Below are 18313 nucleotides of genomic sequence, written 5' to 3' on the forward strand. Positions count from 1 at the left end.
GGACATCACCGAAATCGTGCTACGCGAGCTTTCACAGGTCGCGACTCCAGGGGGGAGGAGTCGGCGACCGTTCCCAAGCGAGGGCCGCCGCCGTGATTTTGAGGGGGGACACGGCAGCGGCCCTCGCATTTTGCTTGGGTGGGGTTACCCACGCTGGTCACGGCGTCGCTTCGCACCCCCGGTTCACTGGAAGCCACCGGTGGTGATACGTCTGCCCCTCGCCGCTGGCTGCGGTGAAGGGCCCCGCTTCAGCCGATGGCGGGGGAAGAGCGGGTAGCTGATCCAAGCGGCCATCCACCCACCGGCACGAGGGGGCGGCGGGCCTGTCGCGGGGAGCTGTCACCGGGTCGTCATGGAACGCGAAACGCCTTGTCAAAGCAGATGTCCACGATAGCGGGGTGACCGTCATCCGGTCGTAGGCTGATGCGCGATGCCAAGCTCGGGGGAGAGTGCCGCGCCGTCATGACACGTGTACTGCTGATCGAGGACGACACCGCCGTGCAGAAGGGGGTGACGCTCGCGCTGCGCCGACGCGGCCATGAGATCGAGGTCGCCGACAGCGGTGAGGCCGGTCTGCTCGCTCTGCGGCGGTTCGACCCCCAGTTGGTCCTCCTGGACCTGATGCTGCCGGGCATGAGCGGACTGGAAGTCTGCCGCCGTATCCGGGAGGAGCGGCAGGTGCCGCTCATCATTCTCTCGGCCCGCGGCGACGACATCGACATGGTGGTCGGCTTGGAGGCCGGGGCCGATGACTACGTCGTGAAACCGGCCAGCGGGGAGGTCCTCGAAGCGCGCATGCGTGCCGTTCTGCGGCGCGTGGTGCCGCAACAAGCGACGGCCGACGCAACCGCCGACGCAACCGGCGCCCCGGATGTCTCCAGCACCGTCGTGGCGGCGCCCCAGGTGGAGACACACGATGCGCTGGCCATCGATCGGGCGGGCCTGTTGGTCTCCAAAGCGGGCGAGGATGTCGTGCTCGCGCCGTCCGAGCTCAAGCTGCTGCTGTTCCTGTCTGCCGCGCCCGGGCAGGTCTTCAGCCGCCAGCAGCTGTTGGAACAGGTCTGGGAGCACAGCTTCTACGGCGACGCGCGCCTGGTAGACGCGTGCGTCATGCGGTTGCGGGCCAAGATCGAGGATGATCCCCGCTCACCCCGCTACGTGCAGACCGTGCGGGGTTTCGGATACCGGTTCGGGCCACTGTGACCGTGACCCCGCGCATGCCGCGGCGCCTGGCCCGAGCGGCAGCGCAGCGCTGGGGGCTGCGACCGCGGCTGGTCGTGGCGTTTCTCGTCGTCGCCGTTCTCAGCGCTCTGCTCACCGCCACCGTCACCTTCCGCCAGGCACGCGGGGCCATCCTGGAACGCACGCAGCAGGCCGCCGTCAGCGACCTTCGCACGCAGGTCGATTCACTCGGACCCGACCTCGCCGTCCCGCCTCAGGAGGAGGACCTGCGCGACTTCGCCCTGCGGCTACAGCAGGCCGGAGGCTCGCACCCCTGGCGTATCTCCGTTTCCTATGAGGATGGGCCGATCGTCCCCGGACCGGCGCGCGAGACGCGGAGGACCGTTCAAGGGCCGTTGCGCGCGGCCGTCGACGACGGGCGTTCGGCCGTATACCAGCGAGTGAACCGCGACGGTGACCCCCGGCTCCTCATCGCTATGCCGGTCAACTTCGCCGACAGCGACACCCCTTCCGGCGTCGTGGTCTACGCCGACATGTCGCTTGGCGGCGAGCGGGACGACATCGCCGCGCTGGTGACCGCCGCCCAGGTCGGGGCGGTGCCCGCGCTTGTGCTCGCCGTGGTCCCGGCGCTCCTCGCCGCCCGGCGCGTGCTGCTTCCGGTCCGGCGGCTCCAAGAGGCCGCCGAGCGCATCACCACCGGCGGGCTCGACACCCGCCTGCCCGTCTCTGGCAACGACGAACTCGCGGACCTCACCCGCACGTTCAACACCATGGCCGCCGCCCTGGAGGCGGGCGACGCCGAATTGCGCCGAATGGAGGCCAACGCCCGACGCTTCGCCGCCGACGTCTCGCACGAGCTGCGCACCCCGCTCTCCGCGATGACCGCGGTCACCGGCGTGCTTGACGAGGAGGCCGAGCGACTCGCCCCCGACACCGCCGACGCAGTCCGGCTTATCAGCCAGGAGACCGCCAAACTGGCCCGCATGGTCGAGGACCTCATGGAGATCTCCCGATTCGACGCCGGAGCGGCCGCGCTCCAGCTCGACGAGGTCGACGTGGCCACGGCGGTCCGCAAGACCCTGCAGCTCAGGGCCTGGGACGACCACGTCGAAGCGGAACTCCCCGAGGGACTGCGGGCGCGTTTCGACCCCCGCCGCATCGACGTCGTTCTGGCCAACCTGATCAGCAACGCGCTGCGGCACGGCAGCGTGCCGGTCCGGTTGCGCGCCTGGGCCGCGGAGGGGAGATTGCTCATCGACGTCGCGGACAACGGCCCCGGAATCGCCCCCGAAGCGCTCACGCGCGTGTTCGACCGCTTCTACAAGGCCGACGCAGCACGCCCACGCTCCGAGGGCAGCGGGCTGGGTCTGGCCATCGCGATGGAAAACGTGCGGTTGCACCACGGCACGCTGACCGCCGCCAACGCGCCGGGGGGAGGGGCCGTGTTCACCGTCTCCATCCCCGTCGACCCCAAGGCCCGCGGCAGTACAGGGGCCGGCTCCAACGGTGCTGACCGACCCGACGATTCCGATGGTCCCGACGAGCCCCGAGCCACGTCGCGGGGGCCGATGTGATCCGGTCGATCCGTCCGCGCGCGGGCGCCGCGACCGTGCTCGCGCTGGCAGCGCTCACCGGGTGCGGTATTCCGCCGACCGACCCCAGCGTGGCCGGAGGCCCCGCCCAGGGCATACGACGACCAGGCGCGGACACCCACACCGCACGCATTTTCTTCGTCGATTCTGCGGGGCCCCGGGCGGTCGCACGGCCGGTGGACCGTCCCCCCGATGCGCCGGAGGCCATAGATCTCCTCCTCGACGGACCCTCCCCCGCGGAGCGCGAGCGCGGGCTGTTCACCGAGGTGCCGCCCATGGGCCGCGACGTGAGCGTCACCGCCACTAAGGGAACGGTCAATATCTACATCCCCGTGAAGGCGTCCGCCGTGCCGGTGACGGCGATCAGCCAGATCGTCTGCACCGCCGCCAACGCCGACATTCCCGGGGGCCGCCCGCCCGCCGAGGTCGTCGTCCGCATCTTCGAGGAGAAGCGGGATCCCTGGCCTCTGCGCTGCGGCGACTCCGGTAATGCTTATCCCGCCAGCATCGCCAATCCCACCGGCGACGCTGACGGCCCCAGCTGACCCGGGCGGCCCCGCCTACGGCTGGGCGACCTCCGCCCACGGGCTGTCACACTACGCTCATCCGCAGCGCACACGGCGGTGACGGCGGGACCGCGGGCCCGTCACACCGGCTCCTTAACGTCGGCCGCGCACACATCACGCGAGGCAGTTCCTGTGAGGAGTCCGATGACTGACACGCCCGCCGCGGAGCGGATACCAGCCCCCGATCCCGCCCAGCACCGCCACCCGGCCCCCGGCCGCCGCCCTGCGGTCGGCCGCCTGCTGGGCGTCGACGCGGTACGCACGCTGGCGATCTTCGGCATGGTCTGGATGCACTTCGTCCCCACCGGGTGGCTGGAGCCCACCCCCATGGGGCAGGAGTGGCCGACTTTTCTGGAGTGGCTGAACCAGTTCACCGACACCAGGGCGCGGAGCCTGTTCTTTCTTCTGGCCGGGGTATCGGTCGCGCTGATGACCGGCGGATCGTCCCCGCTGGCGGGCCGGGAGATGCGCGCCGCGCGCCTGCGCATCGCTGTGCGTGCCGCCGTGCTCTTCCTCCTCGGCCTCTGCCTCGCGGAGGTGTCGGGAGTCGCGAACATCATCACCGCGTACACCGGCTGGCTGCTGTTCCTACTGCCCTGGACGGCGCTGCGCACGCGCACGCTGTTCGGCGCGGCCGGGGTTTTCGCCGTCGCGTCCCCGGTGTTCAAGATCGCGTCGATGAACTGGGGGCAGGACTGGGGGTTCATGCCCGCGCACGGGCCGGACGCGCCCCAACCGGCTCAGGGCCTGGCCCTCCTGCTTTCTCCCGGCGACTGGCTGACCACCTTCCACAACTACGTCTTCGGCGCCGACACCATCTACGCCCTTCCGCTGCTGCTCGCGGGTTTGGCCATCGGCCGACTCGACCTGCGCGACCACGCCGTCCGGGTGCGGATGGCCGTGGCCGGCCTCGGCCTGGCCGCCGGTGCGTGGGTGGTCTCCTGGATCCTGCTGGCACCGTTGGGGCTCGGCGCCGCGATCGACCGCTACCAGGAGGCCATGGCCGCGCCGCCCCCGCCCGCCGCGGACGGTGCCTGGCAGATGCCCGTGGTGCCGTGGGCTGAGCTCGCCGCTCTGTCGTGGCCCGGCCCGGGAATGCCGCAGCTCAGCGTGCTGGAGATCGTGTGGATGGTGGGCGTCGCGCTCGCGCTGCTCGGCGGGCTGCTGATCCTCATGGACCGCGCCGTGTGGCGTACGGTGCTGTGGCCGTTGGCGGCAGCCGGGAGTATGGCGCTGACCTGGTACTTCGTGCAGGACGTCATCGGTCACCGACTAATGAGCGCCAGTGGGGTGCCGGGCAACCAGGACCCGCAGTCGCTGGTGCCGTACGTCCTGTTCGTCGTCGCGGCACTCGCGTTGTCGGCGGCCTGGCGGTACTTCTTCCGCCGCGGCCCGCTGGAGGCCGTGGTGCACCGGGCGATCACGTGGGCGGTCCCGCTACGGGCACATTGACGGCCCCGGTCCACCAGCGCTGATGTGCCCCTGGCCCCCGCGCGCTTCGTGCGTGGACTGCCACGCGCGCGGGGGCGCCGCCAGGGCTTTACGCGTCGGGCGTCTCGGTTCGGGAGATCCACTCGTAGACCGGAAGTCTCCCTTCTGGCGTGTCCTCATGCCGAGGTGTCACTTTGAAGTGCTCATACCCGCCTTGGAAGGGGATTCTGATCTCGATCCCCGGTGGAGTGATGGGCACGATGCGCGCGGGCAGGTCCTCAGGCCCGCCCTCCAGGAAGGCTTTCACGCGACTGGTCATACCCCTGAGACTTCCACCTGGAGCCCCGATTGACCAGCACCAACGCCGGTGCGAGCGTTCGGGTCACGTGGCCAGGGCGCGATCCTCCGTGCGATGTGCAAGAGCGTCGGCAACCTCGTCGACCGACAGGCCCAGGGGGCGGCACAGGGAGACGAACGTGAAGGGGGTGCAGGCCCGCCAGGGGCGATTTCGTTTTTTTCGATTATGACTACAGTGGAGGCATGATGAGCACCCTTAGAGAGCGAACGGTCCTGCCGCCCGACGATCCGGCGGAACTGGCCAGATTCGCTCGCGGACTGACCGAGGACCGCTCTCCGTCGCGGGCGCGCCTGGTCGGGCCGGACGGCTGTGAGATCGAGGTCCCCGAGGAGGTCTACGGTGTCCTCCGCGACGTGGTCTGTGCCCTCTCCCAGGGGCTGGCGATCTCGATCGCGCCGCACAACACGATGCTGACCACGCAGGAGGCCGCCGAGCTGCTCGGTGTTTCTCGTCCCACCCTTGTTCGGCTCCTGAGCGATGGCGAGATCCCGTTCAGCATGCGGGGCAGGCACCGCCGCGTCCTCTTGCGTGACGTCCTCGACTACCAGACGCGTGCCCGCCGGGAGCGTGAGGACATCCTGGATGCCATGGCCGGAGAGGCTGAGGAGTCTTCTCTGTACGAAGCGACGGCCACGCCCCCGGAAGCCCGGTAGATCGGACCACAGTGGCGTTCCCCGCTTTCCTCGGCACCTGTGTGCTCTATCCCGCATATCTTTGCGACACATTCCTGCGCCTGGCGAGCGCAGGTGCCTACCGGCCCCTTTGGTCGCGGGACGTCCTAGACGAGCTCAGCCGAAACGTTGCCCAGCGTGGTGTCGCGCCCGACTGTGTGGAACGCAGGATCGCGCACATGGACCGTGCCTTCCCCGACGCGACGGTGCGCGGTTACGAAACACTCGTCGAGGGGATGGAGAACCACCCCAAAGACCGCCATGTGCTAGCCGCGGCTGCACGAGCGGGCGCCGAGGTCATCGTCACCTTCAACACCAGAGACTTCCCCGACGCTTCGCTGAAGCCCTACGACATCCTCGCTGTGCACCCGGACGATTTCCTGCTCGACCAGCTCGACATCTACCCGGGACTCACACTCCGAGCACTGGAGCGGCAGGCCGCCTCCTACCGCCGGGATCCAACAACGGTGCCGGGCGTACTGGCGCTTCTGGAACGAGTCGGCGTTCCCGGATTCGCTGCGGAGGTGCGACGGCACCTGCTGTGAAGGGCCTGATCCGGAGCCGATCACCAAGATGCTTCTGGTCGAGCGGGCCGCACGCGCCGTCCAATGTTACTCCGGATCGCCGAGACTCCTCCGTGCCGCGGCCGATTACGCCCGGCGCGGAAGCCCGTGGATTTCGGCGATCGCTCATGGTCTGGCGCGGCAGGGCGGCATAGGGTCTATGCCATCTGAAGCGATGGTGACGCGGTCGGCGGTGGAGGGTGCCATGAGCGAACGCGTGTTGCATTCCGTCCCGGAGGCCCGGGAGGAGGACGAGCCGCTGATGCGGGACCTGATCGGCGACGTGCTCCGTCGGGCACGGTTGGAGCAGGGGCGCACTTTGCGCGAGGTCGCGGAGGAGGCCCAGGTGTCGCTGCCCTACCTGTCGGAGATCGAGCGCGGTCGCAAGGAGCCCTCCTCCGAGGTGCTGGCCGCGGTCTACCGCGCGCTGGGGCTGCAGCTCATCGACCTGGTGGGCGATCTGCACATGCGGCTCATGCCGGGCCCCGGCGCCGTGCGGCCGTCCCCGGCGTCCCGCGCGGAGGGCCGCAGCCCGCAGGCCATGCTGCTGGCCGCCTGACCCGCGCCCGGTCCGGCCGGGCGGCCGCGGCCGGTGGCGTGCCCCCGCACCACCACCAGCCGCGTTTGCCCGCTGGTGTTCACGCGGCCGTGCGGGAGGCGAGCTCACGTGTCGTGATCAGGCTGTCTACCAGGCCGTACCCCTTGGCCTGCGGCGCTGTGAGGATCAGGTCCCGGTCGGTGTCCTCCCGCAGCCGTTCCACGCTCTGCCCGGTGTGGCGGGCGAGGATCTCTTCGATCTGGGAGCGGATGCGCAGCACCTCGGCCGCCTGGATCTCCAGGTCCGCGGCTTCGCCCTGCCCCTGCGACGACGGCTGATGCAGCAGTACCCGCGCGTGCTCCAGCGCCATCCGCTTGCCCGGCGTTCCGGCCGCGAGCAGCACCGCGGCCCCCGACGCCGCCTGTCCCATGCACACGGTCGCGATGTCGGCGCGGACGAACCGCATCGTGTCGTAAATGGCCGTCAGCCCGGTGATGGAGCCGCCCGGTGAGTTGATGTAGAGGTTGATGTCGCGCTCGCTGCTCTCGTAGTCGAGGTGGAGCAGCTGCGCCATGACCACATTGGCGACGCTGTCGTCGATGCCCGTCCCCAAGAAAATGATCCGCTCCGACAGCAGTCGGCTGAAGACGTCGAAGGAGCGTTCCCCGTTGGGCGTGCGCTCGATGACCATCGGAACCGTGTACTGCCCGCTCATGCCGTGTCTCCCTTGCCCTGTGCCGTGCCGTGCTCCGTCGTCCGGGCCGCCGCGGGGCTGAACCCGAACCTGCGAGCGGCGTCGCCGCCCAGGTCGGCCGCGGACTGGACCACGCGGTCGACGAACCCGTACTCCCTGGCCTGCTCCGCCGTGAACCAGCGGTCACGGCGCTGGTCCTCGGCGATCGTCTCCACCGCCTGGCCGCTGTGCTCGGCGATGAGCTCCTGCATGGTGCGCTTGGTGTACGCGAGGTTCTCGGCCTGCACGGCGATGTCAGCCGCTGTTCCGGCCAGCCCGCCGGACGGCTGGTGCATCATGATCCGCGCGTGCGGCAGGCTGTAGCGTTTGCCCGCTGTCCCCGCGCAGAGCAGGAACTGCCCCATGCTGGCCGCGAACCCCATGGCCAGCGTCGCGACGTCGTTGGGGACGAACCGCATCGTGTCGTAGATGGCCATGCCCGCCATGACGGACCCGCCCGGGCTGTTGATGAACAGCGTGATGTCGCGCTTGGGGTCCTCCTCGGAGAGCAGCAGCATCTGCGCGCAGATCCGGTTAGCGGCGGTGTCGTCTACCTGCTGTCCCAGCACCACGATCCGACCGTGGAGCAGCCGGGCCGCGATCTGGTCGTCGAACGGCAGCGCGGCGGCCTCCGCCGCGGCGAGCCGGGGAACGGTCGAAACCACGTTTCCTCCTCCTGCCGGCCTCTGTGGGGCTGGGCGGTCGCCTGCCCGGGCCGGTTCGACTCCAGCCTGTGCTGCGGTCGCGGGCACAAGCGAGCGTTTCTGCCGTGCGGAGATCTGCTGCGGGCAGAGCGGGCCGAGAGTGGAACAGGAGGTCCAGGTCAGCCGGGTGGGCAGCCAGGCGGAGGCGGGCTCGGCGCCGCCTTCGCGGAGGGCGGTGGCGGCCGCCCGCGGCAGGCGACGGAAGGAGGGGACGGCCGAGGGCGGCGCGCGGGCTGTGAACGCCCACGGGCCCTCAGCCGCGGGGGACATCCGGGTGGGGAGGGGCCTGTGCCAGGGCGGCCCCTCCCCACCCCGTCCGAGGACAGCAACGAATCCGGTGGTGCGCCGGATGCGCCTCGGCCGACGTCCGCCTAAAGGGCGAGGCGGAACGTGGGGTTGGTGACGGTGGCGACCACACGGGCGGAGTCCGGCTTCTGCGGGATGCCGTACCGGACCTCGGCCTGCGGGGCTCCCTTGAGGAACGTGGTGTCGGCGATCACCACCTGGTAAGGGTCGGGTGTGCTGGACATCGGTATATCGGTAACCAGGAACCAGCCGTGGTAGCCGGTGTCCGGCGCGTAGAGGAAGAACTCACCGCCCGCGTAGTCCTCTCGCAGCAGGTCCTCGTTGAGGACAAGCGCCCAGAACCGTACCGGGTTGCCAGCGGGCCACATGGTCCGTTCTTCGGCGTGCAGACCGGTCAGTTTCAGGTCGGTGAAGGGGTTGTCCGACATACGAGCTCCAGGAAGTGAAGACGGCCGCGCTGTGGGCGACGGCGTGCTCTCGGCCGCGAAGGCCGGTCCGCTCGGCACGGTCGCCAGTGTGACGGCGGACGCCGTCAGGGTCGCGGTCAGTCTGCGGACAACGTTGCGCATCTCGTCCTTTTTCTCGGCGGAAGTGAGCGACCAGGGGTGTGTGCTCAGCGGTATGGCGTCGCAGCGGGAGCGGTTCTCGTTCCATCCGTGAACGCGTGGCCACTATGAGTGATGTTGTCAGGTGTCCGACTGCTCGGCAAGAGCGGCAGATTGGCCGCCCTTGTCGCGTTTTCGCTGGTAGTTCGGGTTTCCCACTGTTCTGCGGGGATAGGTTGCCTGGTAGCGCGGGGTGCGGTCTTCTTCGTCCTTCTGTCATTGATGGCGACCGCACGAGGCAGCGCTGGCGTTGCCGCGCGAACCTCGGGGGAGGGCGGCACCGCACCTCCGCCGCGGGCCCTCGACCGTGTTTCCTACCGCGTGGACTCCGCGGCCCAGGCGGCGGTGGTGGAGGCACCGTCCAGGGACTCGTGCAGGATGTCGGCGTGCCCCGCGCGCTGGGGAGTCCTCCCGAATGAGGCGAAGCAGGATGCGGCGGGCGGCCCCGGAGATGTTCGGCGGAAACGACGGTGCGCCCGGGAGCTCGGCCGCGACATCGCGGCCGGGGAGCGCGGCGACGGCCTCCTCGGTCTCGCGGGTCACGCCGTCGTAGAGGTCGAGCACGCCACTCCGTGTGCCGCCGAACCTCAGGCGGAAATCGTCGGCCCACCCCGCTTCCTGTTCGGCGGGGTCAGGAGAGGTCTGGTGCGAAAGAGCTCCGGTACGTGGGCCGCCTATCCACCCGATGGGTGCCTCAGGGGCACATCCTGCGAATTCCGGCCCCCAAAGGGGGAATGCGGATACGCTTTCCCCAGCTGTCCCAGGAGGTCACACATGACCGTCGCTCCTCTTCACTACCGGTTCGACGGGTCACGGCATGCTCCGCTGGCGCTCCTGATCCCTCCGCTCGGTACGAAGTGGTCGGTGTGGGAGCCCCAGATGCCGGAACTGACCCGGACGCTGCGGGTCCTGCGGATCAACCATCGCGGCCACGGGGCCACACCCGCGCCGGACGAGCCCTACACCATGGACGACCTGGGCAATGACGTGCTCACGCTCCTCGACACGTGTGAGATCGGCCGGTTCTCGATTATCGGGGCCGGAACCGGAGGAGCGCTCGCGTCGTGGGTCGCGGCGGCCCGTCCCGCACACGTGCGCCGCCTGGCGTACGTGGCGGGGACGACCGGCGCGCCTCCCGCGCTTCCGTGGGGCGACATCGCGGCGCGGGTGCGGAAGGGCGGGATGGCCGCGGTGTCGGCGGAGATCACCCGCTCGTGGTTCACCCCGGAGTTCGCCGAGCAGCGCCCCGACGTGGTGTCCCGCATGGTCGACGAGTTCGAGGGCGTCTCCCCGGTCGGATACGCCGGGCACTGCCACGCGCTGGACGGTCTCGACCAGCGGCTGTCCCTCGCCCGCATTCGGGCGCCGGCCCTCGTCCTGTCGGCCGCGCACGACCCCTTCCTGCCGCCCGGCCACGGCCGGCGGCTCGCCGACGCCATCCCGGGCGCACGGTTCGACGTGATACCGCGGGCCGCCCACCTCGTCGGGATCGAGCGCGCAGATCGCGTCAACGAACTGCTCATGGAGCACATCGGCGGCTGAAAGGCCGGGACAGCGGAAGAGGATATGATCGGCTGTGGCGGTGGGGCCCGCCACCCCGACGCACAGCGGCGGGGAAACCGCGACGTCATCGTCGCCCCGTCCGTGCGACGCGGGAAGCCGCACGGAGGCGCAGCAGCCGTCGTCGTCGCCAACGGTCCCTGTCAGCCGTGGAACGTTCGCTGATGGGAGCCGTTCATGACCCGCCTCGGGGGAGCGCACGCGCCCGAGCCCGATCCCGCGCACCTGCCGGTCGACTCCGACGTCGACCTCCACTTCCCGCGCCACGTGGGCGAACTACGCGACGCCCCGTGGGCCGTCCCCATGGCCATCGCGCTCGGCGGCGCGCTCGGCGCCGCCGCCCGCTACGGGGTCGACATGCTCCTGCCGCACGCCCCCGGCGAGTTCGCCCTATCGACGCTCCTGATCAACGTCTCGGGCTGCCTCCTCATCGGCTTCCTTATGGTGGTGGTCACCGACGTGCGGCCGGACCTGCGCCTGGCGCGCCCCTTCTTCGGCGTCGGGATGCTCGGCGGCTACACCACCTTCTCCACCTACATCGTCGACGTGCAGCAGATGCTGAACGCCGGGGTGGCCGGGCCCGCGCTCGTCTACCTGGGCGGCACGCTCATCGGGGCGATGGCGGCCGTATGGGCGGGGATCGCCCTGGCTGAGCGGATGTTTCGGCGGCGGATCGCCGCCCAGCGCGCGCGGAACGAGGCGGGGGCCGCCCGATGACCGTGCTCATGGTCGCCCTCGGCGCCGCGATCGGGGCGCCGCTGCGCTACTTCACCGACCGCTTCGTGCAGGCGCGACACGACTCGGTCTTCCCCTGGGGGACGCACGCGGCCAACGCCACGGCCTGCCTGCTGCTTGGTTTCGTCAGCGCGCTCACCCTGCCCGGATGGGCGGTGGCGCTGTTCGGCACGGGCCTGCTGGGCGCGCTGTCCACCTACTCGACCTTCGGTTATGAGACGTTCCGGCTGCTGCAGAACCGTGCACGCTTTCTCGCCTTCGCCAACGCCGCCGCCTCCATCGGAGCCGGGCTGGGAGCGGCGTTCATCGGGGCGGCCTTCGCCGGTGCGCTGATTGGCTAGCGGGTGTCCGCCGCGTTCTCCTCGGCCCCCTCGGTTGCCTCTCCTTCCAGATCGTCCAGGGATGCCTGCTCGGACGGCCGCAGGGGGCGGCTGATCTCGATGAGGTAGCCGTCAGGGTCGCGGAAGTGCGCCGCGCGGATGCCCCACGCCGACCAGTTCTTGGGCGCGGAGGCCTGCGGCGCCCCGGCCGCGACCAGCTCGGCCGCCTTGGCGTCCACATCCGCGACCTCGAAGACGATCGAACAGCGGTCCTGGCCGGGCAGCGCGGCGCTCTCGCCGGTGGTGCCGAGCGCCTCGGCGATCACGTCGCGCTCGCAGACCACGAGCCGGGTGTGCGAGTCGACGTCGAACTCCGCGTACCGGGTGACCTCCGATCCCCATAGCACGGGGAGCTTGAGTATGTCGCGGTAGAAGCGGAAGCACGTGAGCTGATCGTCGACCAGTAGGCGGATGTAGCTGCAGCGCACAGCGGGCCTCCCCGAGTCCGAGTCAGTGACCGCGACAGTGCCAGCATCCGGTCACATCCGGCGTCTCCCTTCCCATCTTCCGTCCTAAGACCAGTATTCGCCCGCCCTCCACGCCCGAGAGTCTGTCCGGATCCGGTCAAGCCGGAGGTCACGCTCTCTGGGAGCACAGCGGACATAGTTCTGATTCGCCATCATGTAGTACTTCTGCTATCAATTGTTGTGGAACACAGATGGAAAGGCGTAGTCATATGACAGTGGCTAGAGTGGCGGGCCTCGCCCCGCACCCTGCCTCGGGGGACACCGAGGGCGCCGTGGTCAGCGTTCGCGACCTGCGGATGCGCTATGGCGACGTGGACGTACTCAAGGGGGTGGACTTCACCGCGGAACGGGGCGAGGTGGTCTGCCTGCTCGGTCCCAATGGCGCGGGGAAATCCACCACCATCGAGATCCTCGAAGGTTTCCGGATGCGCTCCGCGGGCGCCGTGAACGTGCTCGGCGTGGACCCGGCCAAGGGCGACGAGGCCTGGCGGGCCCGGCTCGGTATCGTCCTGCAGTCCTGGCGCGACCACGGCAAATGGCGGGTGCGGGAGCTGCTCGCGCACATGGCGCGCTTCTACGCTCCCTACGCCACGGCCGCCGCTGCCCGCCCCCGCGACGTCGACGAGCTCATCGCGACGGTCGGCCTCACCGAGCACGCCGACAAGAAAATCTCCGCGCTCTCCGGCGGTCAGCGCCGCCGCGTCGACGTCGCCATCGGCATCGTCGGAAAGCCCGAGCTGCTCTTCCTGGACGAGCCCACGGCCGGGTTCGACCCCGAGGCGCGCCGCGACTTCCACGATCTGGTGCACCGGCTCGCCGACGAGGAGGACACCACGATCGTGCTCACCACGCACGACCTGGACGAGGCGGAGAAGCTGGCCGACCGCATCCTCATCCTGGCCGGGGGCCGCATCGTCGCCGACGGCAGCGCCGACCAGCTCGCCACCCAGATCGAGAGCGACGCCGAGGTGAAGTGGCGACGCGACGGGCAGAAGTTCGTGCACTCCACGCCCGACGCCGCCGCCTTCGTTCGCGAGCTGTTCGCGCAGTACGGCGACGACATCACGGACCTGGAGGTACGCAGGGCGACGCTCGAAGACGTCTACATGACCATGGTGCACCGCCACGAGACCGGTCACGCCGACGACGCGGCACAGGAGTTCACGAAGGAGAGCCGATGAGCACGACCGCCACCATGCCCGCCGTCAAGGCAGGGCTGTCCCGGGGCTGGATAGAGTATCGGCAGTCGTTCAGCACCTTGCAGGATTTCTTCGGCTACTTCGCCTCGTCCCTCATCTTCCTGACCATCGCGTTCACCCTGAACGGTGAGTGGGACGACACCGGCGTCCCCGTGGGCGCGACGACGCTGGCCGGGGCGACCGGCTTCCTGCTCACCATGAGCGCGATGGTGACGGTGGCCCAGGTGCTGGCCACCGAGCGCGAGGACGGCACCCTCCTGCGCTCCAAAGCCCTGCCCAAGGGCATGCTCGGCTACTTCGTCGGCAAGACCGTGCACATCATGCTCATCACGCTGACCAGCCTGGCGATCCTGCTGCTTCCGGCGTTCGTGCTGATCGACGGCTTCTCAGCGCCGGGGCCCGCGCGCTTGATCACGCTCGTGTGGGTGGTGCTCCTGGCCATGCTCGCCGTCGCCCCCATCGGCGCGATCATCGGCTCGCTGGTCACCAACCCGCGGCTCGCCACGGGCGTGATGATGGTTCCGCTGATGGGGTTGATGATGATCTCCGGCACCTTCTTCCCCATCACTCTCCTGCCGCAGTGGGTGCAGTGGCTCGGGCAGGTCTTCCCGATGTACTGGATCAATCTGGGGCTGCGTTCGGTGTTCCTGCCGGACGCGAGTGTCGCTGTCGAGATCGGCGAGTCGTGGCGGCACCTGGAGGCGGCCGGAGTTCTCGGTATCTGGGCGGTCGTCGGGCTGATCGTGGCACCATTCGTGCTGCGCCGCATGGCGCGCCGCGAGTCCGGGGCGCGCGTGCAGGCGGCGCGGCAGAGGGCGATGCAGCGTGCGTACTGATATCCCGGGCCGCACGGACGGGGTGGCCAACCGGGGACGCGGTCGGCTGCGCCGGATGATTCCCCGTCGGCGCCGGGGGTGGGACACAGGATCGGACATGGCGGGAAGGAGGTGCGACCTTGGCCGAGACGAAGGGAGCGAGCTCGCGCGGACGGGCGAAGAGCGGCGCGACGGCTGAGCAGGTCTACAACCGCATCGCCGTGCTCCGCGCCGAGCGCGGCATCTCCCGGCGCCAGCTCGCCGAGACGCTCGGCGTGCACTACCAGACCGTGGGCTACCTGGAGCGCGGCGAGTACAGCCCCAGCCTCTACCTCGCGCTGCGGATCGCGCAGTACTTCGAGGTCCCGGTGGAAGTGGTGTTCTCGACCGAGCCTTTTCCCCGCATCGGAAGTGGATGATGCAGCGTCACAAGAGCGCGGGTCAAAAATCAGATAATCAGATATGCTGAATGTATGCGTACCATGACGGCAACGGAGGCATCACGGAGATTCTCGGATCTTCTCGATGCCATCGAGCGGGGTGAGCGGGTGACGATCACCAGAGGGCACGTCCCAGTGGCTGAGATCGGCCCGGCCCGTCGCCGAACCGGTGCGGATCTGAGCGCGGCTCTGTCGGATGTTCCGCCGCTGGATGACCGCTTCGAAGACGACATCGCCGACGCCCTCGTGTACGTCAGGGATGAGGACGTGGACCCGTGGGCCGAGACCTGATCCTGGATACCAACTACCTCATCGCCTTCGAACGAGGCACCATCGACAGATCCGCGTTGGATGAGGACAGTATCTCTGTCGCTTCGATCTCGATCGCGGAATTTCGCGTAGGTATCGAGATGGCGGCTACGGGCGCGCTCGCTGCGGAGCGTGCCCGTGTCCTCACCGCGATCACCTCAGTCGTTGAGGTGCTCGACTACACCGAGCTGACCGCCGCGCACCATGCCGCCCTGATCGCGCATACGCGTCGCAACGGAAGCCCGCGCGGAGCGCATGATCTCATCATCGCCGCGCACGCGGCCGAGACCGGACGCTTCGTCTTGAGTCGGGACGCTAAGGCGCGGTTCGGCGATCTGCCGGGTGTGCAGGCGCTCGACGTCCCGTGAACATGGGGTGGGGACGTCAACGAGCGGGTCGGCTAGAAGTACAGCAGGTCGGGTCCGGCCCACCCGTAGGTGTCGCGGTGCCGGACCTCGGCCAGCTCCTCCTCGGAGAGCACGCGCGGTTCGCCCAGGCGGCGGGCGTTGATGTAGACGCCGCACAGCCACTCCAGCAGCCGCGCGTGCTCGTACGCCTGCTCCAGGCCGTGGCCGACGCCGACGCCGCCGTGGTTGGCGAGTAGAGCGGCCCGTTTGCCCTGCAGCGCCTTGACCACCTGGTCGGAGAGGTCGCCACTGCCGTAGGTCGCGTAGCTGGTGACGGGGATGGCGCCGCCCAGCCGAGCCGCGTAGTGGTGGATCGGCGGAAGTTCGGCGAGCACGGTCGCGACGGCGGTGGCGTTCGGTGTGTGCGCGTGTACGACCGCGTTGGCGTCGGTCTCGCGGTAGACGGCCATGTGGAGGGTGGTCTCCGCCGCGGGCTCGCGACGCCCTTCGAGCACGCCGCCGTCGACGGAGAGCACCGGGCAGTCCGCCGGTTCGACGCGGTCCAGCGCGACGCCCGCGGGGGTCACGGTGACGAGATCGCCGCAGCGGGCGCTCACGGTGCCTCCCTCACCTTGGGCGAGCCCGTGGTCGAAGAGTTGGCGGGCCGTCAGGCACACGTCTCTACGCTCTTGCTCCAGCAGCATGTTTCCTCACGCCAGGGTCGATGGGCGGGCCGGGGGCAGGGGGGACGCCCGCGATCCACGGTGGCCGCAGCGTCCGGTCAGGGGTCGGATGTGCCGTATTCGGTTAGGCACACCTAATCACCGTAACCCGCCGTGGCGTGCTTCGGCCAGTGGTCCGCGTCTCCTCCTCGGGCTGAAGCCCGGCCTCTGCGCGCCGATAACCCGTTCTTGACGGGATCGAGACCCCGAGGCGACATCGAATGTGAGACGCGTTACATCTTTGGGACTCCGACTCACGCTTGTAGCTACACTGAGTAATCGAATTCGGTCGCGTTGCGTGATGCGCGTCACCGTTGCACGTAACCAAAACCGGTGTTTTCGCAGGTCAGAGCGTGATTAAAGGGAACATATCGGCTAGGTAAAGAAGGTACGGTGGCCGTTTGTGGACAAATTTCCAGGGCAAGACGGTTCCGTGATGCAACCCTACGTAACGCTCCCGAGCAAGCAGTACCTTTCTGAACCCGGTTCCAAAAACGCGACAAGTCTGTACATCGACGGCGCCTGGAAGGCAGCCTCCAGGGGTGGGACGCGCGACGTCCTCAACCCCTACGACGCCTCCGTGCTGACCGTGGTCAGCGAAGCCGGCCCGGCCGACGCCGAGGTCGCGGTCGCCGTGGCTCGTCGTGTCTTCGACGAGGGCGACTGGCGGCACCGCCCGGCGGGCGAGCGTGGGGAGATCTTGGACCGCATCGCCGACCTGCTACAGCGCGATCGCGACGAGATCGCCCTGATGGAGTCGCTCGACACCGGCAAGACGATCGAAGAGGGCGGTATCGACGTCGACGACGTCACCGCGGTCTTCCGCTACTACGCGGGCCTCGCCGACAAGGACGCCGGCAAGATCATCGCCGCTCCCGAGGGCGTGTCCAGCAAGGTGGTCTACGAGCCGGTGGGGGTGTGCGCCATGATCACCCCCTGGAACTACCCGCTGCTCCAGCTCTCCTGGAAGATGGCGCCGGCGATCGCCGCCGGCAACACGATGGTCATCAAGCCCAGCGAGATCACCCCGGTGACGACCTGCAAGCTCGTCGAGCTCGCCGAGGAGGCCGGTGTTCCGGCCGGTGTGGTCAACCTGGTGCTGGGCACCGGCGCCGAAGTCGGCGCCGCCATGGTCGAGAGTCCCGACGTCGACCTCGTCTCCTTCACCGGCGGCCTGGCCACCGGTAAGCGGATCATGGCCAGCGCGGCCGAGACCGTCAAGAAGATCGCGCTGGAGCTGGGGGGCAAGAACCCCAACATCATCTTCCCCGACGTCGACATGGACACCGCGGTCGACTACGCGCTCAACGCCGCGTTCTTCCACTCCGGCCAGGTCTGCTCCGCCGGTGCGCGGCTCATCGTGCACGAGGACATCCACGACGAGTTCGTCGCCGAGCTCGCCCGCCGCGCCGACGCCATCAAGATCGGTTGCGGCCAGGAAGAGGGCGTCCGCTGCGGGCCGCTGGTCTCCGCCGAGCACCGCGCCAAGGTCGAGGCGGCCGTGGCGCGCGGCGTCGAGGAGGGCGCCCGGATCATCGCCGGCGGCAAGCGCCCGGAAGAGCCCGACCTCGCCAACGGCTACTTCTTCCGCCCGACGGTCTTCGTGGACTGCGACCGGAGCATGGACATCGTGCAGACCGAGGTCTTCGGCCCGGTCGTCACGGTGGAGAAGTTCCGTACCGAGGCCGAGGCCATCGAGCTCGGCAACGACACCGACTACGGCCTGTCCGGCGGCGTGTGGACCAACGACACCGGGCGCGGTGAGCGTGTCGCCGCCGCCCTGCGCCACGGCACGGTGTGGGTCAACGACTACGGCCCCTACTTCCCGGGAGCCGAGTGGGGAGGCTTCAAGCACTCCGGCGTCGGCCGGGAGCTCGGGCATGCCGGGCTTGACGAGTACCGGGAGGCCAAGCACATCTACCGGAACTTGGACCCGCAGCCGCAGCGCTGGTTCGGCTAGGACACCGGTCGCGGACGGATCTGGCCCCGCCGTCGATGCGCGGTGGGGTTCCAGCATGTCCGCAACAAAGTCGTGATTTCAACTTCTTCGGGTTCCCGGGCCGGACGTGACACACCGGCCGGGAACCCGC

Annotated in this window: 23 protein-coding genes; 17 read left to right on the plus strand and 6 right to left on the minus strand. The window is 69.3% G+C overall.

Annotated features, from left to right (window positions below; genetic code table 11):
* Nucleotides 1-462: 462 nt before the first annotated feature.
* The 4 genes from ABD259_RS10645 (at nucleotide 463) to ABD259_RS10660 (ending at nucleotide 4792) form a co-directional block, all read left to right on the plus strand.
* Nucleotides 463-1203, plus strand: coding sequence for a response regulator (locus tag ABD259_RS10645; protein ID WP_344106892.1), 741 nt, complete (start codon nucleotides 463-465; stop codon nucleotides 1201-1203).
* Between the two features lie 2 nt (nucleotides 1204-1205).
* Nucleotides 1206-2756: an ATP-binding protein gene (locus ABD259_RS10650; RefSeq protein WP_344106894.1), complete on the plus strand. Its 1551-nt coding sequence runs from the start codon at nucleotides 1206-1208 to the stop codon at nucleotides 2754-2756.
* Nucleotides 2753-3319 carry a GerMN domain-containing protein gene (locus ABD259_RS10655; protein WP_344106896.1) on the plus strand — a complete coding sequence of 189 codons (567 nt, stop codon included), beginning with the start codon at nucleotides 2753-2755 and terminating at the stop codon, nucleotides 3317-3319. The genes ABD259_RS10650 and ABD259_RS10655 overlap by 4 nt, the downstream gene beginning before the upstream one ends.
* 165 nt (nucleotides 3320-3484) lie before the next feature.
* Nucleotides 3485-4792, plus strand: a complete 1308-nt coding sequence (locus tag ABD259_RS10660; protein ID WP_344106897.1) for a DUF418 domain-containing protein — start codon at nucleotides 3485-3487, stop codon at nucleotides 4790-4792.
* An 88-nt stretch (nucleotides 4793-4880) separates the two neighbouring features.
* Here ABD259_RS10660 and ABD259_RS10665 read toward each other — a convergent pair whose 3' ends face one another.
* The gene (locus ABD259_RS10665) at nucleotides 4881-5090 is read right to left on the minus strand and encodes a DUF5988 family protein (protein ID WP_344106898.1); all 210 of its coding nucleotides are present in this window, start codon (nucleotides 5088-5090) and stop codon (nucleotides 4881-4883) included.
* 221 nt (nucleotides 5091-5311) lie between these two features.
* Between ABD259_RS10665 and ABD259_RS10670 the strand changes: the two genes are divergently transcribed.
* From ABD259_RS10670 to ABD259_RS10680, 3 genes are all read left to right on the plus strand, one after another.
* Nucleotides 5312-5782 carry a helix-turn-helix domain-containing protein gene (locus tag ABD259_RS10670; RefSeq protein WP_344161838.1) on the plus strand — a complete coding sequence of 157 codons (471 nt, stop codon included), beginning with the start codon at nucleotides 5312-5314 and terminating at the stop codon, nucleotides 5780-5782.
* Between the two features lie 41 nt (nucleotides 5783-5823).
* Nucleotides 5824-6345, plus strand: a complete 522-nt coding sequence (locus ABD259_RS10675) for a VapC50 family PIN domain-containing toxin (protein ID WP_344106957.1) — start codon at nucleotides 5824-5826, stop codon at nucleotides 6343-6345.
* A 223-nt stretch (nucleotides 6346-6568) separates the two neighbouring features.
* Nucleotides 6569-6922, plus strand: a complete 354-nt coding sequence (locus tag ABD259_RS10680) for a helix-turn-helix domain-containing protein (RefSeq protein ID WP_344106900.1) — start codon at nucleotides 6569-6571, stop codon at nucleotides 6920-6922.
* 79 nt (nucleotides 6923-7001) lie between these two features.
* Here the strand turns inward: ABD259_RS10680 and ABD259_RS10685 are convergent, their stop codons facing one another.
* The 3 genes from ABD259_RS10685 to ABD259_RS10695 all read right to left on the minus strand — a co-directional run bounded on the left by ABD259_RS10685 (nucleotide 7002) and on the right by ABD259_RS10695 (nucleotide 9072).
* Entirely contained in the window at nucleotides 7002-7616 is a 615-nt protein-coding gene (locus ABD259_RS10685; protein ID WP_344106901.1) for an ATP-dependent Clp protease proteolytic subunit, read from the minus strand.
* A complete protein-coding gene (locus ABD259_RS10690) occupies nucleotides 7613-8299 on the minus strand; it encodes a ClpP family protease (RefSeq protein ID WP_344106902.1) in 687 nt (228 codons plus the stop codon). Before ABD259_RS10690 ends, ABD259_RS10685 begins: the two co-directional genes overlap by 4 nt.
* A 410-nt stretch (nucleotides 8300-8709) precedes the next feature.
* Nucleotides 8710-9072, minus strand: a complete 363-nt coding sequence (locus tag ABD259_RS10695; RefSeq protein ID WP_344106903.1) for a hypothetical protein — start codon at nucleotides 9070-9072, stop codon at nucleotides 8710-8712.
* 31 nt (nucleotides 9073-9103) lie between these two features.
* Between ABD259_RS10695 and ABD259_RS10700 the strand changes: the two genes are divergently transcribed.
* From ABD259_RS10700 to ABD259_RS10715, 4 genes are all read left to right on the plus strand, one after another.
* Complete coding sequence (locus ABD259_RS10700) at nucleotides 9104-9304, plus strand: hypothetical protein (protein ID WP_344106905.1); 201 nt, start codon at nucleotides 9104-9106, stop codon at nucleotides 9302-9304.
* Nucleotides 9305-10023: 719 nt separating this feature from the next.
* On the plus strand, nucleotides 10024-10791 hold the full coding sequence (locus tag ABD259_RS10705; protein WP_344161841.1) for an alpha/beta fold hydrolase: 768 nt from the start codon (nucleotides 10024-10026) through the stop codon (nucleotides 10789-10791).
* 195 nt (nucleotides 10792-10986) lie between these two features.
* Nucleotides 10987-11526 (plus strand): fluoride efflux transporter CrcB, encoded by a 540-nt coding sequence (crcB, locus tag ABD259_RS10710; protein WP_344106909.1) that lies wholly within the window; start codon nucleotides 10987-10989, stop codon nucleotides 11524-11526.
* On the plus strand, nucleotides 11523-11885 hold the full coding sequence (locus ABD259_RS10715; protein ID WP_344106910.1) for a fluoride efflux transporter FluC: 363 nt from the start codon (nucleotides 11523-11525) through the stop codon (nucleotides 11883-11885). The genes crcB and ABD259_RS10715 overlap by 4 nt, the downstream gene beginning before the upstream one ends.
* Here ABD259_RS10715 and ABD259_RS10720 read toward each other — a convergent pair.
* Complete coding sequence (locus ABD259_RS10720) at nucleotides 11882-12352, minus strand: VOC family protein (protein WP_344106912.1); 471 nt, start codon at nucleotides 12350-12352, stop codon at nucleotides 11882-11884. The genes ABD259_RS10715 and ABD259_RS10720 overlap by 4 nt on opposite strands.
* A 248-nt stretch (nucleotides 12353-12600) precedes the next feature.
* On the opposite strand from ABD259_RS10720, the gene ABD259_RS10725 reads away from it, so the two are divergent.
* The 5 genes from ABD259_RS10725 (at nucleotide 12601) to ABD259_RS10745 (ending at nucleotide 15522) form a co-directional block, all read left to right on the plus strand.
* Complete coding sequence (locus ABD259_RS10725; RefSeq protein ID WP_425573508.1) at nucleotides 12601-13572, plus strand: ABC transporter ATP-binding protein; 972 nt, start codon at nucleotides 12601-12603, stop codon at nucleotides 13570-13572.
* The gene (locus ABD259_RS10730) at nucleotides 13569-14426 is read left to right on the plus strand and encodes an ABC transporter permease (protein ID WP_344161844.1); all 858 of its coding nucleotides are present in this window, start codon (nucleotides 13569-13571) and stop codon (nucleotides 14424-14426) included. Before ABD259_RS10725 ends, ABD259_RS10730 begins: the two co-directional genes overlap by 4 nt.
* 119 nt (nucleotides 14427-14545) lie before the next feature.
* Entirely contained in the window at nucleotides 14546-14824 is a 279-nt protein-coding gene (locus ABD259_RS10735) for a helix-turn-helix transcriptional regulator (RefSeq protein ID WP_344161847.1), read from the plus strand.
* Nucleotides 14825-14878: 54 nt separating this feature from the next.
* Nucleotides 14879-15136, plus strand: a complete 258-nt coding sequence (locus ABD259_RS10740) for a type II toxin-antitoxin system Phd/YefM family antitoxin (protein WP_344106915.1) — start codon at nucleotides 14879-14881, stop codon at nucleotides 15134-15136.
* A complete protein-coding gene (locus ABD259_RS10745) occupies nucleotides 15121-15522 on the plus strand; it encodes a PIN domain-containing protein (RefSeq protein ID WP_344106916.1) in 402 nt (133 codons plus the stop codon). The genes ABD259_RS10740 and ABD259_RS10745 overlap by 16 nt, the downstream gene beginning before the upstream one ends.
* Nucleotides 15523-15554: 32 nt before the next feature.
* Here the strand turns inward: ABD259_RS10745 and ABD259_RS10750 are convergent, their stop codons facing one another.
* Complete coding sequence (locus ABD259_RS10750; RefSeq protein ID WP_344106917.1) at nucleotides 15555-16205, minus strand: class II aldolase/adducin family protein; 651 nt, start codon at nucleotides 16203-16205, stop codon at nucleotides 15555-15557.
* 454 nt (nucleotides 16206-16659) lie between these two features.
* Here ABD259_RS10750 and ABD259_RS10755 point away from each other — a divergent pair, with 454 nt between their 5' ends.
* The gene (locus ABD259_RS10755; RefSeq protein ID WP_344161850.1) at nucleotides 16660-18183 is read left to right on the plus strand and encodes an aldehyde dehydrogenase family protein; all 1524 of its coding nucleotides are present in this window, start codon (nucleotides 16660-16662) and stop codon (nucleotides 18181-18183) included.
* Nucleotides 18184-18313 lie beyond the last annotated feature (130 nt).

The organism is Nocardiopsis rhodophaea (assembly GCF_039530945.1).
GTDB classification, from domain to species: domain Bacteria; phylum Actinomycetota; class Actinomycetes; order Streptosporangiales; family Streptosporangiaceae; genus Nocardiopsis_C; species Nocardiopsis_C rhodophaea.

What these genes read in the sequence shown, in the direction of transcription:
- ABD259_RS10645 (WP_344106892.1), top strand. Translation starts at nt 463, where the DNA reads ATGACACGTGTACTGCTGATCGAGGACGACACCGCCGTGCAGAAGGGG.
- ABD259_RS10660 (WP_344106897.1), top strand. Translation starts at nt 3,485, where the DNA reads ATGACTGACACGCCCGCCGCGGAGCGGATACCAGCCCCCGATCCCGCC.
- ABD259_RS10665 (WP_344106898.1), bottom strand. Translation starts at nt 5,090, where the DNA reads ATGACCAGTCGCGTGAAAGCCTTCCTGGAGGGCGGGCCTGAGGACCTG.
- ABD259_RS10670 (WP_344161838.1), top strand. Translation starts at nt 5,312, where the DNA reads ATGATGAGCACCCTTAGAGAGCGAACGGTCCTGCCGCCCGACGATCCG.
- ABD259_RS10680 (WP_344106900.1), top strand. Translation starts at nt 6,569, where the DNA reads ATGAGCGAACGCGTGTTGCATTCCGTCCCGGAGGCCCGGGAGGAGGAC.
- ABD259_RS10685 (WP_344106901.1), bottom strand. Translation starts at nt 7,616, where the DNA reads ATGAGCGGGCAGTACACGGTTCCGATGGTCATCGAGCGCACGCCCAAC.
- ABD259_RS10695 (WP_344106903.1), bottom strand. Translation starts at nt 9,072, where the DNA reads ATGTCGGACAACCCCTTCACCGACCTGAAACTGACCGGTCTGCACGCC.
- ABD259_RS10705 (WP_344161841.1), top strand. Translation starts at nt 10,024, where the DNA reads ATGACCGTCGCTCCTCTTCACTACCGGTTCGACGGGTCACGGCATGCT.
- crcB (WP_344106909.1), top strand. Translation starts at nt 10,987, where the DNA reads ATGACCCGCCTCGGGGGAGCGCACGCGCCCGAGCCCGATCCCGCGCAC.
- ABD259_RS10715 (WP_344106910.1), top strand. Translation starts at nt 11,523, where the DNA reads ATGACCGTGCTCATGGTCGCCCTCGGCGCCGCGATCGGGGCGCCGCTG.
- ABD259_RS10725 (WP_425573508.1), top strand. Translation starts at nt 12,601, where the DNA reads ATGACAGTGGCTAGAGTGGCGGGCCTCGCCCCGCACCCTGCCTCGGGG.
- ABD259_RS10730 (WP_344161844.1), top strand. Translation starts at nt 13,569, where the DNA reads ATGAGCACGACCGCCACCATGCCCGCCGTCAAGGCAGGGCTGTCCCGG.
- ABD259_RS10740 (WP_344106915.1), top strand. Translation starts at nt 14,879, where the DNA reads ATGCGTACCATGACGGCAACGGAGGCATCACGGAGATTCTCGGATCTT.
- ABD259_RS10750 (WP_344106917.1), bottom strand. Translation starts at nt 16,205, where the DNA reads ATGCTGCTGGAGCAAGAGCGTAGAGACGTGTGCCTGACGGCCCGCCAA.
- ABD259_RS10755 (WP_344161850.1), top strand. Translation starts at nt 16,660, where the DNA reads ATGCAACCCTACGTAACGCTCCCGAGCAAGCAGTACCTTTCTGAACCC.